At 73.8% G+C, this 19,433-nt stretch carries 13 protein-coding genes, 1 rRNA gene and 1 pseudogene; 10 read left to right on the top strand and 5 right to left on the bottom strand.

Going from position 1 to position 19,433, the window contains the following annotated elements:
- A 5S ribosomal RNA gene (rrf, locus tag ABTW87_RS30285) occupies positions 1 to 71 on the top strand; the annotation flags it as partial.
- A gap of 234 nt (positions 72 to 305) precedes the next feature.
- On the opposite strand, the gene ABTW87_RS24820 is transcribed toward rrf, so the two are convergent.
- Both ABTW87_RS24820 and ABTW87_RS24825 read right to left on the bottom strand, forming a co-directional pair.
- Complete coding sequence (locus ABTW87_RS24820; RefSeq protein WP_350653365.1) at positions 306 to 533, bottom strand: hypothetical protein; 228 nt, start codon at positions 531 to 533, stop codon at positions 306 to 308.
- 229 nt (positions 534 to 762) lie between these two features.
- On the bottom strand, positions 763 to 2,571 hold the full coding sequence (locus tag ABTW87_RS24825; protein ID WP_350653366.1) for a VanW family protein: 1,809 nt from the start codon (positions 2,569 to 2,571) through the stop codon (positions 763 to 765).
- A 163-nt stretch (positions 2,572 to 2,734) separates the two neighbouring features.
- Here ABTW87_RS24825 and nudC point away from each other — a divergent pair, with 163 nt between their 5' ends.
- Positions 2,735 to 3,652 (top strand): NAD(+) diphosphatase, encoded by a 918-nt coding sequence (gene nudC / locus ABTW87_RS24830; RefSeq protein WP_350653367.1) that lies wholly within the window; start codon positions 2,735 to 2,737, stop codon positions 3,650 to 3,652.
- On the opposite strand, the gene ABTW87_RS24835 is transcribed toward nudC, so the two are convergent.
- Entirely contained in the window at positions 3,549 to 4,826 is a 1,278-nt protein-coding gene (locus tag ABTW87_RS24835) for a polysaccharide biosynthesis protein (RefSeq protein WP_350653368.1), read from the bottom strand. The two genes, nudC and ABTW87_RS24835, sit on opposite strands and share 104 nt — an antisense overlap.
- Positions 4,827 to 4,980: 154 nt before the next feature.
- On the opposite strand from ABTW87_RS24835, the gene ABTW87_RS24840 reads away from it, so the two are divergent.
- The 5 genes and pseudogenes from ABTW87_RS24840 to ABTW87_RS30290 form a co-directional block, all read left to right on the top strand.
- Entirely contained in the window at positions 4,981 to 6,771 is a 1,791-nt protein-coding gene (locus ABTW87_RS24840; RefSeq protein ID WP_350653369.1) for an MmpA family trehalose lipid delivery protein, read from the top strand.
- Complete coding sequence (locus ABTW87_RS24845; protein WP_350653370.1) at positions 6,768 to 6,923, top strand: hypothetical protein; 156 nt, start codon at positions 6,768 to 6,770, stop codon at positions 6,921 to 6,923. Before ABTW87_RS24840 ends, ABTW87_RS24845 begins: the two co-directional genes overlap by 4 nt.
- Before the next feature lie 45 nt (positions 6,924 to 6,968).
- Positions 6,969 to 7,763 carry a glycosyltransferase gene (locus ABTW87_RS24850; protein WP_350653371.1) on the top strand — a complete coding sequence of 265 codons (795 nt, stop codon included), beginning with the start codon at positions 6,969 to 6,971 and terminating at the stop codon, positions 7,761 to 7,763.
- The gene (locus ABTW87_RS24855; protein ID WP_350653372.1) at positions 7,760 to 9,205 is read left to right on the top strand and encodes a glycosyltransferase family 4 protein; all 1,446 of its coding nucleotides are present in this window, start codon (positions 7,760 to 7,762) and stop codon (positions 9,203 to 9,205) included. Before ABTW87_RS24850 ends, ABTW87_RS24855 begins: the two co-directional genes overlap by 4 nt.
- Before the next feature lie 59 nt (positions 9,206 to 9,264).
- Positions 9,265 to 12,423: pseudogene (locus ABTW87_RS30290) on the top strand (alpha-(1->3)-arabinofuranosyltransferase domain-containing protein); the annotation flags it as partial.
- 861 nt (positions 12,424 to 13,284) lie between these two features.
- On the opposite strand, the gene ABTW87_RS24865 reads toward ABTW87_RS30290, so the two are convergent.
- The gene (locus ABTW87_RS24865) at positions 13,285 to 14,754 is read right to left on the bottom strand and encodes an acyltransferase family protein (protein ID WP_350653373.1); all 1,470 of its coding nucleotides are present in this window, start codon (positions 14,752 to 14,754) and stop codon (positions 13,285 to 13,287) included.
- 146 nt (positions 14,755 to 14,900) lie between these two features.
- On the opposite strand from ABTW87_RS24865, the gene pgfA reads away from it, so the two are divergent.
- Complete coding sequence (gene pgfA / locus ABTW87_RS24870) at positions 14,901 to 15,956, top strand: cell envelope lipid trafficking protein PgfA (RefSeq protein ID WP_350653374.1); 1,056 nt, start codon at positions 14,901 to 14,903, stop codon at positions 15,954 to 15,956.
- 95 nt (positions 15,957 to 16,051) lie between these two features.
- Here the strand turns inward: pgfA and ABTW87_RS24875 are convergent, their stop codons facing one another.
- Positions 16,052 to 16,786: a class I SAM-dependent methyltransferase gene (locus tag ABTW87_RS24875; RefSeq protein WP_350653375.1), complete on the bottom strand. Its 735-nt coding sequence runs from the start codon at positions 16,784 to 16,786 to the stop codon at positions 16,052 to 16,054.
- Positions 16,787 to 17,215: 429 nt separating this feature from the next.
- Here ABTW87_RS24875 and ABTW87_RS24880 point away from each other — a divergent pair, with 429 nt between their 5' ends.
- Positions 17,216 to 17,827: a DUF6230 family protein gene (locus ABTW87_RS24880; protein ID WP_350653376.1), complete on the top strand. Its 612-nt coding sequence runs from the start codon at positions 17,216 to 17,218 to the stop codon at positions 17,825 to 17,827.
- 81 nt (positions 17,828 to 17,908) lie between these two features.
- Positions 17,909 to 19,420, top strand: coding sequence for a DUF6114 domain-containing protein (locus ABTW87_RS24885; RefSeq protein WP_350653377.1), 1,512 nt, complete (start codon positions 17,909 to 17,911; stop codon positions 19,418 to 19,420).
- The last annotated feature ends 13 nt before the right edge of the window (positions 19,421 to 19,433 follow it).

Raw genomic sequence — 19,433 nt, forward strand, 5'->3', positions numbered from 1 at the left:
CGGAAGCTAAGCCCTCCAGCGCCGATGGTACTGCACCCGGGAGGGTGTGGGAGAGTAGGACACCGCCGGACAACCTTCCCGTTCAGGGCCACCCACCAGGGTGGCCCTGAACGCGTTTCCACCCCCGAAAGCCACCCACAACACCACCCCCCCCGCGCAGAATGCACGCAGTTTCGGGGAAGATGCCGCCTCACCCCACACCCGAGGGGACACCTTCCCCGAAACTGCCCCCTGGGCAGAAGGGCGCCGGGAGCCCGCGAGCGTCTCGTGGATGACGGGGCGGGGCTGTGCGCGGGCAGCCTCCGTCATCCCTGCGGAGTCACTCCGCGCCCGCGGCGCCACCTGGCCACGTACGGCAGTGCGAACAGGTACAGGCCGGTGAACATGAGCAGTGCGAGCGGGAGCAGCGGGACGTAGGAAACCCACTCGATCGGATCCTCCTGCGCCAGGGCGACAACCGTGACGACGACGGTCACCGTGAAGGCGACCGCCAGCCAACGGTGGATCTGGCGGACCCAGTTGTTTCCGTTCATTGCGACCTCCGGTGAAGGGCGGAAACCCGGCCACCGCCGGGCGGCTGTCCACGCGGATCACGCTAACGACGTGCCGATGCCCGGGGCTTCTCGATTCCTGACCGGTGCCGGAAGCCGGCCCCGCCCGTACCGGCCGGCCCGGTCCGCCTGGCCCGCGGCGTGACGCGGTGCGCGTACTCAACAAGAAGCCCCGCCGGCGTCGTGCCGGCGGGGCTCCACGGTGCCTGCGTCAGGACGGCTCAGGGCCGCAGATGAAGCGCGGCTCGGCGTCGTAGCGCCAGCTGAACTTCTCCCGCTTGACCACCTTGCCGTCCTTGCGGAAGACCCGGTACGCGTCCTGGGTGAACCCCTGACTGCCGGCCGCCGCGATGCAGCTCGGGCCGGGCTCGAGGTAGACCGTCTTCGGCGTGGTGATGTTGCGCCGGGGACTGTACTCGGTCTTGACGCTCTCCCAGATCTTCGTGCTCCAGATCGACACGGTGATCGTGTTCGAGGTGTAGGAGGTGTCGATCAGGACGCCGTAGTCGGTGTTGTTGCGGAACTTGAAATCCAGGTCCGGGTAGAAGATGGTCGACTCGATCACGGCCGGGTAGCGGCTGAAGTAGTACGAGTGTGGCTTGTGCTCGACGTCCTCCAGGCCCGCGTAGTACGTGGCGTTGAAGAGCGTCGTGGTGAACTGCGAGACGCCGCCGCCCACACCGGGCACCAGCTTGCCGTTCAAGATGACCGGAGCGTCCTTGTAACCCTGCGCGTAGCTGCGCTCGCCGGTGTGCCCGTTCAGCGAGAACGTCTCACCCGGCAGCACGAGAGTGTTGTCGACGTCCTTGGCCGCGGTAATGATGTTCTGACTGCGCGGCGAGGAGAGCCCGCCCGGGAACCGGGTGGTGAACGTGGAGACCCGCTCCTTGATGCCCAGGCCCGCCAGCTTCGCCGCGGTCAGCTCCGGCTGCGCCGGCTTGAGGGTGCCGGTGACCCGGCGGTCGTCCGCCCGCGGCAGAACCGCGAGCAGGGCCTCCCCCAGCGTGGCGGAGTCCAGCTGCTTACCGGCCCGACCGTCGATGATCTTCGGCTTGCCGCCGGTGAGCGTCATCCGCGCGTCCAGCGGCGGCACCTCGACCTTCGCCAGGTCGCCACCGAGCGCGGCACGCAACCGCTTGACGTCCAACCTCGCGGACAGTTTGCCGGTCTCGTCGGCGGTGAACCGCAGGCTCTTCGCGATGACCTTCGGCGGGATCGACACCGAACCCTTGTCCGTCGTCAGGGTCACCGGCGCGGACACGGCCGGCTTCGCCAGCTCGGCCACCATCCGGTCCACCTCTTCGGCGGTGGTCGCCGGATGCGTCTCGACGAGCGGCACGGAGACCGGCTGACCGCTCAGCCAGCCCTCCCGGACCACCTGGGCGGAGTGCTCGGGGTCGAGCGCGAGGCTCGGCTTCGGGTGGACCGCCTTCGGGGTCAGATTGCTCCAGGTGATCCCCGGCATGGTCATCTTGCGGCCCTGGTCGCCCATGACCTCCTTGAGCGCCGCGTCGAGCCGTGCCACGTCCACCGTCACCACCGGCTGAACGGTGCGGGAGCCGACCAGCCGGTCCACCGCGTGCGCCTGCGCCTCGGCGGCGGCCGCCACGGTCGCCGCCACGTCGACCCGGAGACCCACGTCGGCCGGGTTGATCTCGGCGCTGCGCTCGCCGACGCGTACGGTCAGCGGGGCGCCCAGCTCGGCGGCGCGCCGGTCCAGCTCGGCCTGGAGTTCGCGGGCGGCGTCCGCGCGGCTGCGGCCACCGAGCTCGGCGCCGAGCACCGTCGTCCCGCGGGGCACGTCACCGGCGTACGCGTAGGCGCCGACACCGGCGACGGAGGCGAGCACCACCGTGACGAGCCCGGCGGCGAGCAGCACCCTGGCCCGGGCTGGCCGCTTGCCGTCGCGCCGCAGCCCACTCGGCTCCGGCTCCTCGACCGGCCACTGCACGGCCTTCACCTGCACCGTGGGCCGGTCGTCGGCGGACGGAGTCTTTTCGCCGTACAGCGTCACAGTCACCTCGATCGGGGGCATACCACACGTGCGGCTTTCCCGCCGCAGGAGAACTACGGTAACCAACGTGTCCGCACGGCGGCAGCCTGCGCCCGCCCGTTGGCACCGTCGCGTGTCGTCGCGGCCCCCGATCGTCGCTGCCGGTGTCGGTCATGGAACGGTGGGAGACATGCGAGCGGACGAAGCGATCCTGGCGTACGGCGGAGGTTGGGTCGACCGGGCCGGGGCACTGCGCGCCGACGCGGAACGGGTGGCCGCGCTGGCCGCCGAGCCGGGCACCCGCGTGGTGCCGCTCTGGCGGGACCGCTGCCTGGTCGCCGACGCGGCGCCGGTCCGGTTGACCGGCGAAGCGGCGGCGCGGGCGCGCGCCGCGGCGGACGAGGTCGTCTTCCTGGGCATGGACCGGGACCGGCCGGTCTTCGCCGTCGACCTCACCCCGCTGACCGAGGACGCCGCCCGTGCGCTGGTCGGCGCGACCGACGCGGTCGACGTGCGCGGGCTCGTCGGGCGGCTCACCCCCGCCGAGGCGGCCACCCAGGCGTACGCGCGGGGCCTGCTGCACTGGCACCGGCAACAGCGGTACTGCGGGTCGTGCGGCGAACCGACCGGGGCCCGCGACGCCGGGCACGTGCGCCACTGTGCCGGGCCGGACTGCGACCGGCTCTTCTTTCCCCGGATCGAACCGGCGATCATCGTGCTGCTGGCGGCGCCGGGGCGGCCCGACCGCTGCCTCCTGGCCCGGCACGCCGGCGCACCGGAGGGGTCGTACTCGACGCTGGCGGGCTTCGTCGAGGTGGGCGAGAGCCTGGAGGACGCGGTCCGGCGGGAGATGGCCGAGGAGGCCGGCGTGGCCGTGACCGACGTCGTGTACCAGGGTTCCCAGGCGTGGCCGTTCCCGGCGGGGCTTATGGTGGGGTTCCGGGCCATCGCCGCGTCCGACGAGGTCCGGGTGGACGGGGTGGAACTGCTCGAGGCGCGCTGGTTCACCCGGGACGAACTGCGGTCGCGGGCGGCTGCGGGTCGGCCGCTCGGTCGGGTCGACTCGATCGACCATCACCTGCTGACCCGTTGGCTCGCTGAGGGCTGAGCAGCATGACGAGCGCCGTTCCGGCGGCGACGGCGAGAGCGCACCACATGATGCCCGCCAGGCTGCGCGGCGCGACAAGCGTCGCCAGCCCGGCGAGGGCGAGCGTCGCCACCCACAGGGGCGCCGACGGCCACCGCGCGCCGGCCGCGATCCGGGCGTTGACGAGCACGAAGACCAGCGCGTAGAGGGCGCCGGTGGCGGCGAACCAGGGCGCGTACCGGCCCAGGTCCGCGTAGTCCGCCCCGCCGGCCAGCCGGAAGGCCAGGCCGCCGGCCAGCGCCGAGGCGAGCACCAGCAGCACGCCGCAGCCGCCGACGACGGCGAGCGCGACGGTGCGGGTCCGGCGGTGCCCGACGGCGAGCCGGGGCAGTGCGAGCACGGTGACGACCTGCGGTGCCCACAGCGCACCCTTGGTGAGCACCGTGCCGACCGCGTACGCCCCGGACTCGGCCTCCGGCAGCAGCTGTCGGGCGAGGATCAGGTCCGCGTACGAGACGACGAGCATCGCCAGCGCGGCGGTGCCGGCGCTCAGCACCCGGCCGATCCGCAATCCGGGGCGTTCCGGGCCACCGCCGCCGGCGGTGTGCCGGCCACGCCGGGCGATCCACGCCAGCACGGGCAGCGCGGCGTACCCGGTGAGCAGGCCGACCGCGAGCGTGCCGACGACGTCGGCGCCGAGCAGGAGAGCGGTCACCATGCCGGCGTAGCGGCCGAGCGCGAGCGCGCCCATGCCCCAGGCGAGGCGGACGAACCGTTCCTCGCCCTGTAGCTCGCCGAGCCAGCCACCGGCCAGGACGACCGGCACGGTCAGGCCCACGAGCAGCGCCACGACCACGCCGGGCAGGCGGAGGGCGGTGGTGAGCAGCGGCGCGGCCGCCACCAGGACGCCGGCGGTGACCGCGGTGGTGACGATGCTGACCCGCGTGGCCGAGGTGCCCGGATGCCGGGCACAGTGCACCGCGACGGCCATCTGCAGGCCCACCCCGGTGACACCGGCGATGGCGACCAGGGCCAGCACGGTGGCCAGGACGCTGAGCTCCTCGGCGGCGAGACGCCGGGCACCGAGCATCGGCACCAGGTACGCGAACCCGTTGGTGACCGCGGCGGCGCCCGCGACGGCCGCGCCGGCCGCGCCGAGCCGGCTCAGGCCGGAACCGGCCGTCGTGTCTGTCATCGTGCCTCGTGTGGGGTAGCGCCGCCCGGGGCGGACGTGGCCCGGGGCATCGTCGCCCCGGTCTGCTCGCCGGTGGTCGTCTGGCAAACTACCGCCAGCGTCGGCCCGTGCCTAGGGGCGCTCGCGTCGAGAGACCAGACCGTTGGGGGTTCGAGTGCGTCGACCGTCAGCGCGGCCGGGGTCCGGGGGACCGGCCGGTTGGCGGCGGTGGTGGCCGGAGGCGGCGCTCGCCGTCGGCGTGGTCCTGGTGATCCTCGGTCCGGTGCTGCGCCGCGGCTTCCTGCTCCGGTACGACCTGGTGTTCGTGCCCGACCCGCCGTTCGGGCCGATGGTCTGGGGCAGCGGCGGCGAGTTGCCGCGGGCCGTGCCGAGCGAGCTGCTCGCCGTGAGCCTGGCTCACCTGGTCCCGTCCGACGTGGCGGAGAAGCTGCTGCTCGCCGCCGCCCTCGCGCTGGCCGCGGTCGGGGCCGCGCGCGTGGCCCCGGTCAGCCATCCGGCGGCCCGGATCGCTGCCGGCCTCCTGTTCGTGTGGAACCCGTGGGTGTACGGACGGCTGCACCTCGGGCAGTGGGCGGTCCTCGCGGGCTACGCGGCGCTGCCGTGGGCGTACGCCTGGGTGGTGAACGTGGTGCGGCGACCGGCGGGCGAGGACGCGCCGGACCGCGACGGCGACCCACGCCCGCCGCGCCGGCGGGCGACCGTCGCGGGCGGTCTCGCCGTCGTGCTGGGTGGTCCGGCCCTGGTGCTCTCGGCGGTGCTGATCTGCGCTCCGGCGCTGGCACTGGCCCGCCGGTGGCGGGCGCTGGTGGCGGGCACGGCGACGCTCGCCGGGCTGACCGCGCCCTGGTCGCTGGCGCTGCTCGACCGGTCCGACGGGCTCGTCGTCGACGAGCGGGGGGTGGCTGCCTTCGCGGCGCGGGCGGACACTCCGCTCGGAGTGCTCGGCAGCGTGGTGACGCTGGGTGGGATCTGGAGCCGCAACGCGGTCCCGTTCGGGCGGGACCGGTGGCCGGTCGCCGTGTTGGCGCTCGTCCTGGCGCTGGCCGCCGTGGGCGGGTTCGTGCTGCTGCGCCGTCGCTGGCCGGCGGCGCTCTGGTGGGGGTTGCTGGCCGGGGCGGTCGTCGGCACGGTGGTCGCCGTGCTGCCGGCGTTCCCGCCGGGCGAACGGTTGCTGGTGGCGCTCGTCGACGCGGTGCCCCTGGCCGGCGCCGTGCGGGACGGTACCCGGCTGCTGGGGCCGCTGGCGTTGGCGCAGGCGGTGGGCCTGGCGGTGCTGGTCGAGCGGCTGGCGGCGGTCGGTGGCCGGGCGGTGGCGTCGCTGGTGGCGGTGGCTCCCGTCCTGCTCGTGCCCGGCCTCGCCGGAGGGCTCACCGGACAGCTGCACACCTCGCACTATCCGGCCGAGTGGGCGGCGGTCCGGGCGGCGGTGGACGCCGACCCGGCGGGCGGCAGCCTGCTGTCGCTGCCCTGGTCGTCGTTCCGGGCGTACCCGTGGGCCGGGAACGTGCCGGTCCTGGATCCGGCGCCGCGGGCGTTCCGGCGGCCCGTCGTCGCGGACCAGGACGTGCTGGTCGGACGGGAGCGGATCCGCGGCGAGAGCCGGCGGGCGGAGCGTGTCGCCGCCGTGCTGGCGGCGCCGGGCGACCCGGTGCCGGCGCTGCGCCGCCTCGGTGTGCGGTACGTCCTCATTCAGACCGATCAGCCGGGTGCGGCGGAGGCGCGGGCCCGTTTCCCGCGCGCCGAACCGGTCCGGCAGGATGCCACATTGACGCTACTACGTCTCTCGAATGACGGTTCAGGTGCCTCTGCCTGGGCTGTCGGGATAGTTCCCGTGATGGGTTATTCGATACTCGCGGGCACCCTGCTGATCGCCCTTCTGCACCCCACCAAACGCCACCGGCGCATGCTACTGTCCGGTCACTTGTGTCGAAGGGACCGTCAATGAAGGCATCCTTCAACCCGCTCCTCACCGCCATCGTGGCGGCGACGGTGGGCGCTGTGCTGGGGATTCTGGCCGTTTCGCTCGGGACGTCGGTAGCCACCGACGCCAGGCCGGCCAAGGTGGACCAGCCGCTCATCGTGTACGGCGAGCGCTGACGGCGCTTCATGGAGGCCCGCCTCCCTGAGGCGCCGTCGCGCGTCATGCTCGACGTCGTCGTCCCCTCGTACAACGAGGAACGGCGCCTGCCGGATACGCTCGTCGTGCTCCGCGCGGCGCTGGCCGACCTCGGCGTCCCCTGCCGGGTGACGGTGGTCGACAACGCGAGCACCGACGGGACCGCCCGGGTCGCGGCCGAGGCACCGGCCGGGCCGGTTCCGGTGCGCGTGCTGCACTGCGCGGAGCGCGGGAAGGGCTTCGCCGTCCGCACCGGTGTCCTCGCCAGCGACGCACGGTACGTGGGCTTCTGCGACGCCGACCTCGCCACCGCGCTCGACGACCTGGGGCAGGTGCTGACCCTGCTCAGTCACGACGCCGACGTGGTGGTGGGTTCCCGCGCCCACCCGGGATCGACGGTGGAGGACCGGCACAGCCCGCTGCGCCGCTGGGGCGCCGTCGCGTTCCGGGGCGCCGTCCGGCAGATCGTGCGGACCGTCGGCGAGACGCAGTGCGGCTACAAGTTCTTCCGCGGCGACGTCGCACACCGGGCGTTCGAGCCGCTGCGATGCGGCGGCTTCGCGTTCGACGTCGAGGTGCTCGGCCGTGCCGAGCGGGCCGGTGCCCGGCTGGTGGAGATCCCGGTCAACTGGGTCGACGTGCCCGGCTCCACCTTCTCCACCCTCCGGCACGGCTGGCGCAGCTTCGTCGACGTGGCGGCGATCTCCTGGCGACTGCGCCGGGTCGAGAACGTGCCCGCCGGCTCGACCGTCTCACCGGTCGTCGGTCTTCCGGTCCCGCCCGACGTGACCAGCGGCGCCGCCGTGGGTCTGCGGCCGTGACCGTCCCGTCCGCCCGGACCGCTCCCGATCCCGTCGTCGACACCGGCGTGGCGGGGCGTCGGATCGCCGTCCTCAACTGGAAGGACCCGTGGCACCCGGACGCCGGTGGCGCGGAGGAGTACGCCTGGCGGGTGGCCCGCGACCTGGTGGCGGCCGGGGCCGAGGTCACCTTCGTCACCGCCCGCGCCGCCGGCCAGCTCGCCGGCGAGGTGCGCGACAGCGTCACGATCGTCCGGCGCGGCGGACGATGGGGCGTCTACCCGCGGGTCCTGGCCTGGCTGCTGCGCCACCGGCACCGGTTCGACGCGGTGATCGACTGCCAGAACGGCATCCCGTTCTTCAGCCCGCTCGTCCTGCCCCGCCGCGTGCCGGTGGTCTGCGTGATCCACCACGTGCACGACCGGCAGTTCCGGCTCTACTTCGGTCCGCTGCTCGGCCGGTTCGGCGCCTGGCTGGAGGGTCCGGTGGCCCGCCGCGTGTACCGCGACGGCGTGACCCTCGCCGTGTCCCCGTCCACCGCCGAGGCCGTACGGGACCGGCTCCGCTGGATGGCGCCGGTGGTCGTGGTGCCGAACGGGTCGGACGCACGGACCGGTGCCACCCCGCGTGGCCACGACGGCAGGCCCCGACTGGTCTGCGTCGGCCGGGTGACCCCGCACAAGCGGGTCGACCTGGTGGTCGACGCCGTGGCCCGGCTCCGGGGGCGGCGACCCGATCTGACCCTCGACGTGGTGGGTGGCGGGCCCGACGTGGACCGGATCCGCCGGCACGTCGCCGACCGGGGGCTGACCGGCGTGGTCACCGTCCACGGCCATGTGCCGGCGCAGCAGCGGGACGCCCTGGTGGACGCCGCCTGGCTGCACGTCACCGGATCCTGGGGCGAGGGTTGGGGGCTCGTCGTCGTGGAGGCCGCGGCGGCCGGGCTGCCCACGGTCGCCTTCGACGTGGAGGGAATCCGCGACGCCGTACGCCCGGGACGCACCGGGTGGCTCGCCGCCGAGGGCGACGACCCCGCCGGCAGTCTCGCGGAATGCCTCGACCGGGCGCTCGACCGGCTCGCAGAGCCCGGCAACGCCGCCCGGGCGGCCGCCGAGTGCCGGCGATGGAGCGGGTCGTTCCGCTGGGACGACACCGGCCGGCGGGTCCGGGACGTCCTCGGCGACCTGCTCGCGTCGCGGGCCGTGCCCTGGGCGGCCGAGGACACCTGCCTGGCGGTCCGCACCGATGCGCCGGACGAACTGCTCGCCCGGATCAGCCCGCTCCTACCCCGTACCCGGCGGGTCGCCGTCGGCGCGGACACGCTGTGGATCATGGTGCCGGCGGCGGACCCGGCGACGGTCCGGGAGGTGCTGGCCCGGGCCGGCGTGCCCGCCGCCGCGGTGACCGGGCGGGTGCCGTCCACCGAAGAACTCCTCACCGGCGCTCCGGAACGGCAGTGCTGAGCGGCTGGAGGGCCGACCGACGCACCACCGGAGCATCCGCCACACCGGTGTCCGTGGCGGTGTGGCGGCTACGGGAACTGCTCGTCTGCCTCGCCCTGACCGGCCTGTGCGTCACCCAGGAGCCGGGGCTCGTCGTACCGGACACCAAGCTGGACATGGCCGTGAATCCGGGCGGTTTCCTTGCTCGGGCCGCCGAGCTGTGGGCGTCGGAATGGCAGTTCGGAACGCTCCAGAACCAGGCGGTGGGCTACTTCTTCCCGATGGGGCCGTTCTTCGTCCTCGGCGAGGCGGTCGGCCTCCCGACGTGGTTCGTCCAGCGGCTGTGGATGGCGGCCCTGCTCTGCGTCGCCTTCACCGGAATGGTTCGGCTGGCCCGCGCCCTGGACATCGGCGGTCCGGCGACCCGACTGGTGGCCGGCGCCGTGTTCGCGCTCTCACCGCGGGCGCTCAGCCTGGTCGGCACGGTCTCGCTGGAGCTGCTGCCCTACTGCGTCGCGCCGTGGGTGGTCCTGCCGCTGGTGCGGGGTGCCGCGGGTGGCTCGCTGCGGCGCGCCGCCGCGCTCAGCGGACTCGCCGCGGTCTGCATGGGCGGCGCCAACGGGGCCGCCGCCGCCTGCGCCGTCCTGCCGGCGTTCCTGTACCTGGTGACCCGCCCGCCGGGCCCACGCCGACGGCGCCTGCTCGGATGGTGGACGCTGGCCATGGCCGCCGCCACGTTCTGGTGGCTGGCACCGCTGCTGCTCCTGCAACGCCACGGCTTCCCCTTCCTGCCGTACACGGAGAGCGCGGCGGTGACCACCGGCCTCAGCGAGCTGCCGGCGGCGGTCCGTGGCGTCACCCACTGGGTGGGCTACCTGGCCGTCGACGGTCTGCCCTGGTGGCGGTCGGGATGGGAACTGGTCACGGTGCCGTGGCTGGCGGTCGCCGCCGCGCTGATCGCCGCGCTCGGAGTGGCCGGTCTCGCGCGCCGGGACCTGCCGGAGCGGCGGTTCCTGCTGACCGCGGCACTCGTGGGGTTGTTGACGCTCACCGCCGGCAACCTCACGCTTGGCGGCGCGACGTTCGCCGCGCACGTGCGGGAGATCCTCGACGGCCCGGGCGCCGCGCTCCGGAACCTGCACAAGTTCGACGTCGTCCTGCGGCTGCCGATGGCGCTGGCCGCCGCGCACCTGCTGGACAGCGTCGGGCGGATCGCCGCGATCCGGCGGTTCCCACGGCCGACAACCGTGGCGCCGCGGCGCGCGGCGATCGGGCTCACCGCGGTCACGCTCGTTGCCGTCGCCGGCGGGGCGGGCACCGCGGGCCTCGCCGCGCACGGCGGGTTCCCCGGCCTCCCCGAGCACTGGCGGCAGACGGCCGCCTGGCTCGACCGGCACGCCGGTCACGGCACGACGTTGCTGGTGCCGGGGTCGAACTTCGCCGAGTACGGCTGGGGGCGTCCGATGGACGAGCCGTTGCAGCCGTTGCTGGAGTCCCGCTGGGCGGTGCGCTCCCTGGTCCCGGCCGGCTCCGTGGGCAACGCCCGGCTGCTCGCCGCGATCGACGAGCGGCTGGCCGCCGGCACGGTGTCACCGGGCCTGGCGGACGTCCTCGGCCGGCTCGGCGTGCGCTACCTCGTCGTGCGGAACGACCTGCGGCCAGCGGTGGGGGCGGCGGCGTGGCCGGTGCTCGTGCACCGGACCCTGGACAATGCGCCGGGGCTGTCGCGGGTCGCGCAGTTCGGGCCCGTCGTGGGCGCGGAGCCGGACTTCGGCGGGGCGTGGGACTACGGGCTGCACCGGCCGTATCCGGCGGTGGAGATCTACCGCGTCGACCGGCCGGCGCAACGCGCCGACCTGGTCGACGCGTCGGAACCGCTGAACCTGGCCGGCGCGCCAGAGACGCTCCTCGACCTGGCCGACGCCGGGGTCCTGGACGGCCGCCCGGTGATCCTCGACGGTGACCCGGGCGCGCCGAGCGGAGCGCGCAGCGTGCTGGCGGACACCCTGCGCAGCCGCGAGGTCGACTTCGGTCTCATCCGGGGGAACGTCTCGCGCACGTTCACGCCCGACGACGAGCCCCGGCAGGCGCGCGCCGTCCACGACGTCGTCGACCCGGCCTGGGAGAACTCCACGACCACCGCCGCGTACGACGACGTGACGGCGGTGCGGGCGTCGTCGACGGCCGCCGATGTGGCCGGCCCGGCGGGGCTGCGCGACCCCTCGGCCGGGCCGTACTCGGCGGTAGACGGCGACACCGCCACCGCCTGGCTGTCCGACGGGCTGCGGAAACCCGTGGGTCAGTGGTTGGAGGTCAGGTTCCCGCGCCAGATCCGCGCCGACTCGGTCTCCCTGCAGGTGGTCGAGGACGAGGTCATCGGCGAGCCGGTGACGCGGGTCAGGGTCAGTACGGCGGCCGGGTCGTTCCTGCACTGGGTGGCGGGCTCCGGTGGAAAGCCGGCGCGCCTGACGCTTCCGTCCGGGCCGACCGACTGGGTGCGGGTCACCATCGACGGGGTCGCCGACCGGGACGTTCCCGGCCGCCGGGTGGGCATCCGTGAGCTACGGGTCCCGCAGGTGGATCCGGACCGCTACCTGCGCCTGCCGGAGGTCCCCGCCGGCTCCGGCACGCCGGAGATCGTCTCCCTCTCCCGCCGGGCCGGTGACCGTACGGCCTGCACGCCCACCGGCGGCGACAACTACCTCTGCTCGCCCGACCTGATCCGGCACGGCGAGGAGGTGGGGCTGGACCCGCGTCGCTTCACGCTCCCGGTGGAGTCGGCGGCCCGGGTCACCGGCCTGGCCCGCCCGACGGCCGCCGCCGCGCTCGACGCGTACGACGAGCTGGTCGGCGGGCCGCGGTTCGAGACGTCGAGCAGGTGGTTCGTCGATCCCGTCGCCTCCGCACGGGCGCTCGGCGACGGCGACGACGGTACGGCGTGGTGGGCGGATCCGGACGACCAGCAGCCCCGGATCACGCTGCGCTGGCTCGGCGTGCGGAAGGTGAGCTGGGTCCGGCTGCGTTTCCCGGCGAACCTGGTGGCGGCACCACCGAGAACCGTGCGGATCACCGGCGACGACGGCATCCGGGAGGCGACGGTCGGGCTGGACGGGACGGTCCGCTTCAAGGCGCTGCGGACCCGGGGCCTCTCCATCGCCGTGACCTCGTCGGTGTCGCGGGTGAACCGGTCGACCGCGTGGTTCGAGCCGCAGGTCCTCCCGGTGGGGTTGAGCGGAGTGGACGTCGAGAACGTGCCGGAGGCCAACGAGCCCCGGGACCTCGCGCGCACGGTCACGCTGCCGTGCGGCGAGGGGCCGACACTCGTCGTCAACGGGGCGAAGGTGCCGACGACCGCCGCCGGTACCCTGCGGGACCTGCGGGACCTGCGCCCCCTCCGGTACCAGGCGTGCGTGACCGGCACCAGGGCGGCCACCGGCTCGGCGCGGGTCCGGCTGCCGGCCGGCCCGAACGAGGTGTCCGTACCCGCGGATCGGTTCGTCGTCGACAGCGTGGTGCTGGACAGCGGCACGCCCCGCGCGGCGGGTGACGAGCCGTACGTCCGGCCGCTGTCCGTGACCGGTTGGGGCGACCGCCGCCGGACGCTTTCGGTCGGGGCGGGCGACACCGGCTACCTGGTGGTGCCGGAGAACGCGAACCTGGGCTGGCGGGCGACCCTGGACGGCACCCCGCTCCAGGCCACCCGGATCGACGGCTGGAAGCAGGCCTGGATCGTGCCGGCGGGCTCCGGCGGCCGGGTCGAGCTGCTCTTCACACCGGGCGAGCAGTACCAGCTCATCCTTCGGGTCGCCGCGGGCCTGCTGGTGGTGCTGCTGTTCGCCGCGGTCGTGCCGGGGCGGCGCCACCGGCCGGCGTACCCCGTGGTGCCGGACACGATGCCCACCGCGCCGCTGCTGGCGGTCGGCGTGCCGGCGCTGCTCGGCGGACCGGTGGGTCTGGGGTGCGCGCTTGTCGTCGTCGCGCTGCACCCGCGTCGGGTGCCAAGGCCGGCGTGGATCTGGCTGCCGGCACTGCTCGGCCTCACCGCCCACGCGACGCAGCGGTGGTGGTCGGACCGGATCGGCGCCGAGTGGCTCGCCGAGCTACTCGGGGCGGTCCCCACCGGCCTGCTGCTCGTCGCCGTCGCCGCGCTGGTGCTGCGTTACCGCCGGGTCCGCGGCCGCTACGAGGCCCGCCGGGAGAGCCGCCTGGCCCGGTGGCGCCGACGCCGCGCCCTGAAGCACGGGGGCGCGGACCGGGACGCCGACCTCGACCGGCGGGGGGAGCACGGGCTCCGGGACGTCGGCGGCCTGCGGCCGGCTCTCGACGCGCCGACGCAGCCGCTGCAGCGGCCACTCGATGAGGTAGTAGCTGAGGGTGGCGGCCGGGATCGTGAGCAGGAGGCTGGCCAGCAGGAGGCCCCAGAACGAGCTGTCGAACCGGGTGAACCCGAGCAGCCGGAGGCAGGCCTCGATGGCGAGCAGGTGCCAGAGGAAGATGCCGTAGGAGATCCGGCCCAGGAACCGGACCACCGGATGGCTGAGGAGCGCCTGCGGTAGCCCGGCCGGCCGTGGGCCGACGAGGGGCGCCATCACGAACCACACGACCAGGCCGAACAGCAGGTGCTCGGTCAGTGACTCGACCGCGGTGACGGGCTCGAGCGCACGTGGGCCGGCGATGGGGGTGCTGGCGATCCAGAGCAGCATGCCGGCGACGAGCCAGGCCGTTCCGGGCGCGAATGTGAAGACCCGCAGCCCGCGCGGCGTGGTCAGCCACAGGTCCTCGTCGTCGTGAACGGTTCCGGGGTGGAACCCGCTGAGGAACGGTGTCGCGGCGGCGGCGCCGACCGGCCAGCACGCGAGAACCGCGAGCACCATGCCGAGCCCGAACCAGTCCAGGTACGCCGGGAGCCAGACCACCGACAGCCCGGGCAGCGCGGAGTCCGGTGCGTGGGTGTACGCGTTCCAGACCGCCCCGGCCACGATGAGCACCACGCCGAGCAGCAGGTGGCGCCGGGCCCGGGCCCGGGGCGTCCGGCCGCCCAGCTTCCGCCCGAGCACGGCGAACAGCGGGAGCGCGAGGTAGAACGCGACCTCGGTGGCGAGGCTCCAGGTCTGCTCCATGCCGACCGGCAGCCGCAGCGGCTGGTAGATCTGCAACAGCAGCAACGGGACCGCCCAGTCCCAGAGCGACCGCAGGTAGTCGATGTTGAGCCAGACCAGCGCGACGGCGGCCATCGCCCAGTAGGCGGGCAGGATGCGCAGCGCGCGGTGCCAGAGGTAGCGCCGGACGGACGGCTGCGGGCGGCAGTTGATCGCCGCGACTGCGAATGGGCGGTAGAGGAGAAAACCGGACAGGGCGAAGAAGAGCGCCACTCCCAGGTCCAGCCGGGCGAGCAGCCCGCCGAAGCGTCCCAGCGAGTTGGTCAGGCCGCTCAGGTAGGAGACGTGGTGGACGAGGACGGCGAGCACGGCCAGGGCGCGCAGCCCCTCCAGGGCCGGTGACCACCCGGTACGCGGGCCGCCCGGCCCCGCCTCCCGGCCGGTCCGGGCCGGCGTGACAGGACCGCCCACAGTTCCTCGACATTCATGATCGTACGACCGGAAAGCCGCTTTCGGCCGAGGTCGTATAGCGCAGGAAGACGCGTCGGACCATATCCGAAATCACGCTCATCATGTACTGTCAGCCGGCCGACTACTGGAGAGTAAGGAGGAGCTCCATGCGACCTGCGCCGGGTGCCGTCTTGGTGGCGGCGGGCACGTTCCTGATCGTCGGGGCCTTGGCTATGCCGCTGTACGTCGCGCCGTCGCTCGTCAAGGTGCCCCTCGACCAGAAATCGGTCACCCACTCGAAGGCTCAGAACGCCACGGTCCTGGACTTCGCCACCCTGTCCGAGCGGACCGGCGTGAACCTGACGGCCTCCCGCGCCGTCCGCGGTGACGTCGAGGCCGGCAACTCCGAGCGGGCGGTCTTCGACGTCGGTGTCACCGTGACCGACGACGCCGCTGCCGACCCCACCGAGGACCCGATCACCTACAGCTCGGACCGGGTGGCGCTGCACCGCCGCACCGCTGAGGCGATCGAGTGCTGCGGGGAGAACGTCAACGGCACGGCCGCCAAGCACGAGGGCCTGACATACACCTTCCCGTTCGGTACGGAGAAGAAGACCTACCAGTACTTCGACAACACCGCCCGGAAGGCGTACCCGATCGACTACGTCGGGACCGAGGAGCTCCAGGGCCTGACCGTCTACAAGTTCGAGATGACGGTCGAGCCGGTCGAGATCAGCCAGATCGACGTTCCGGGGAACCTGGTCGGTTCGACCGAACCGACCGTCACCGCGGGCCGCTACTACGCCAACACGCGCACCGTCTGGGTCGAGCCGACCACGGGCGTCATCGTGAAGGGCCAGGAGAAGCAGCTCCAGACCCTGCGGGACCCGGACGGCAACGACCGGATCAAAATCATTGACGCCACGTTGACCTTCACCGAGGACACCCAGAAGCAGCAGGCCGACGCCGCCAAGGACGCGCGCGGGCAGATCAACCTGCTGACCGTCGTGGCACCGCTCGTGCTCGCCGGCCTGGGTGTGCTGCTGTTGCTGCTCGGCCTTCTCATCATCATTCGGGCCAGGCGCAGCGGGGCCGCCGCCGCGCCGGTCGCCGGTGACGACCGGCCGACCGAGGACAGCCCGTCGGAGGCCGCGGAGGAGCCGGTCGACGAGCCGACGGTGCCGAACCAGGGTGGTCGGCACGCGGAGCGTACCGACGCCTGACCCACGCCCCACTCACGCAGCGGGCCGGTCGACCTTGAGGGTCGACCGGCCCGACGGGTTTCCGGGTCACCGGCGGCGCCGCGCGTACCGCCGGGTCACCGGCGGCGCAGCGCGTACCGGCTGCACAGCCAGTCCTCGGTGTACGGCAGGTCCGGCCGCCGGTCGACGATCTCCCCGCCGTGCGTGGCCAGCAACCGCACCATGTCGGCGTGCGGGACCGGCGTCATCCGCATCGGGGCCGGGTAGCCCAGCACGCGGCGCTGCGCCCAGCTGATCAGCCGGAACGGAGCGAACCGCCAGACGAGGCCCTTGAGGGTGCGGGCCGGCTCGGTGGGCAGCCCCACCACGGCGACGCCGCCCGGACGGAGCACGCGGAGGAACTCGGCCAGGTAGCGGTCGACCGCCGGCCGGGGCAGGTGCTGCAGCACCAGCGCGCTGTAGACCAGGTCGAAGTGGCCGTCGGGGAACCGGCCGAGGTCGGGCGCGTCGTTCAGGACGAACTCGATCCGGCCGTCGGTGCGATCGAGCCGGCGTGCGGTCTCGAGCATGGACGGGGCGATGTCCACGCCGACCACCTGCGTGGCGTGGGCGGCGAGCGCCTGGGACAGCCGGCCGGCACCGCACCCGAAGTCGAGCGCCCGCTCCCAGCGGGTGGGCAGGCCGAGCCCGCCCAGCCAGCCGACCGTCTCCTCGACGTCGGCACGGCCGGTGGCCAGGAACTCGTCCTCGTCCCACCGGCCACCGCGCTTGCCCGGTTGGACCAGGACGGCCCAGAGCGGGTCCTCGGCGCCGAGCGTGGTCCAGTCGCGGCGTACGTCGTTCAAGCTCACCGGCAAACAGTAGGACATCGGGACGGGTCGTGGGCTGGCCGTTCGTGCCGCCGTCCGCCGGCTGAAGGGTGGATCCGATCCGGCCGGAAGGGTCAGTTGCGGCGCCGCTACTTTACAGCCGTTACCTGATTGTAATCCGTCTATCCAGACACCCGACGTGACCGGTGCGCGGCGGGCGGAAACCGCAGCTTGCTGGGGTAACGCTTCCCGGTCGGCGTTCGCCCTTGATCCCCGCTGTGACGCTCCGGAGCGCAAATGCGTACGCGCTGTTACTCCGAGGTAACTTGCCTCTTGTGACCTGGGCCGCAGCCGTGCACCATCATCGGCACACGTTCGTTACCCGCCGGTAACAGGTGGGCGGGACCCGGTTCGGGCCGCCCACCCCCGCCGACCGGCCACCGCGCGCCAACCACCCCCGAGGAGGGCACCGTGCAGGATCGGTTCGACAACCCGGGTCGTACCCGGTGGCGGCGCTTCGCCGCACTTCTGGTGCCGGCGACCGCTGTCGCCGGTGCGATCGTCTTCGGGATGGCCAACGGCGCGATCGCGGCGTCGTTCGCCGTCTCCGGCCAGACCTTCAAGGTCTCCGCGACCGAGTTGCGCGGCGAGGGCTTCGTCCAGTACGGCGGCATCGCCAAGGAGAAGGACGGCACGACGCACCCGATCGCCGTCTCCGGCATCCGGGACGCGAAGCTGTACAACCTGTGCCAGTCCGTGAAGGTGCCCGGCGCCCCGGTGGTGCTCACCATCAAGGCCGGTGGCGGCGGCAAGCCGGCCACCGCCACCGAACTGCTCATCGACATGGACTCGCTCGAGGGCGACGCCGAATTCAAGAACATCAACATCGGTCAGGACGCGTCCACCCTCACCGGCGGCCCGAAGGGCGCCACCGGCGCCGAGAAGGCGTTCGGTCAGCAGTCCGACACGGTCGTCATCAAGAACCTCCGCCAGGTGGCCCGCTCCACCCACGCCGGCACGTTCAACCTGACCGGCCTCCGGCTCGCGGTCAACGCGGGCGCGGACGCCAAGGAATGTTTCTGACCTGACCAGCGGGGGCCCGCGGAGGGCACGCTCCGCGGGCCCCCTCCCTGCCCCCGTCCCCCCACCCGGCAGGAGGCGTACGTGACAACCGCCGAACCGCAGCACGCCCGGCCCAGCCGTCTGCGCGAGACGTGGCGCGGCTTCCGCCGGTGGCGGCGGAACCGCCCGTTCTGGGGCGGCCTGCTCACCGTGCTGGCTGGCCTGGAGATCTTCGGGACCACCCAGATGTCGCTCGGCGGGCTCACCTTCCAGATGGGACCGACCGGTTTCCTCTCCTGGCTGATCCCCACGATCCTGGTGACCTGCGGCCTGCTGATCTGGTTCAGCCCGCAACAGCGGATCTTCTACGCCGTGGTGGCCGCGATCACCGCGCTCTACTCGCTGATCGGGGTGAACCTCGGCGGCTTCCTCATCGGGCTGCTGCTCGGCGTGGTCGGCAGCGCCCTGGCGTTCGCCTGGACGCTGGACCCGCGCACCCCCGGGTCCGCCGCCTCCGACCTGCCCGGTTCGGAGGAGCCCACCCTGGAGTACGTGCCGCCGGCGCAGCCCGGCCCCGACCGGCCGCGGCTCGCCCTCGTCGAGGAGACCCCCCCGACGGAGCCGCCGCTCCGCGCGGCCCAGCCGGCGCGGGCCGAGAACGGTCCGCACCGGCCGGAGGCCGATCCGCCCGCGCCCGGTCCGCGTGACCCGCGGCTCCTGGCGGTGCTGCTCGGTCTGGTCGGGCTCTCCGCCGCGGCGGCGCTCGCCGCACCCGCGCCGGCGCACGCGGCCGTTCCGGCGGGGTGGGCGGCGGCCGCCCCGGCGACGCCCACCGCCTGCCCGACCCGGCCGGCACCCGCCGGGTCGAAGAGCCCCACCCGTCCGGCGGCGCCGCGGCCGACCGCGTCCCCCTCCGCCGGCCCGAGCGCGGACGCCGACGAGGGTGAGGACGACGGCAACATCATCACGGACATCCTGGGGGGCATCGGCGACCTGCTCGGCATCGGTGACGACGACGAGGAAGCGCCGGCCGCCTCGCCGAGCGCGTCGCCGACGGCCACCGCCCGGCCCACCCCGACCGGAACGCCGAAACCCCGACCCACCGCCAGTGCCTGCCCCCAGCCGACGCCGAGCGCCGGCGACGAGGCCGAGCCCGGCCAGCCGCTGCCCCGGGTGGCGGCCGATCCGGGCCAGCCGCGGGTGAACGCGGTCCCGTCGAAGCTGACCGGCTCCAAGGTGACGATGACCGGGCTGCGGTTCGAGGGCATCGTCGACCTGCCGACCGCCGTGGGGACGCTCAAGGCGCTGAAGTTCAGCATGGCGCGCGCCGTCACCGACGACTTCCTGCTGCGCGTACCGGGCCCGGCCGGTCGGACCATGAGCTTCGCCACCGGCCAGCTGACCGTGCGGGGCAACGTGGACTTCTACGCGACCCGCTTCAGCGGCAAGCTGCTCGGCATCAGGCTGACCCTGACGCCGGACCTGCCCTTCCCGGACGGTCTGCCGATCACGTCCCCGATTCCGATCTCCTTCACCGACCCGGAGATGGACCTGGCGTTCGTCACCAGCGACACGTTGACCGCGAAGCCGCGGCTGCGGCTGACCTTGACCTGACTCCTCCACCACC

The organism is Micromonospora sp. NPDC126480, from assembly GCF_040302465.1.
GTDB lineage: Bacteria > Actinomycetota > Actinomycetes > Mycobacteriales > Micromonosporaceae > Micromonospora.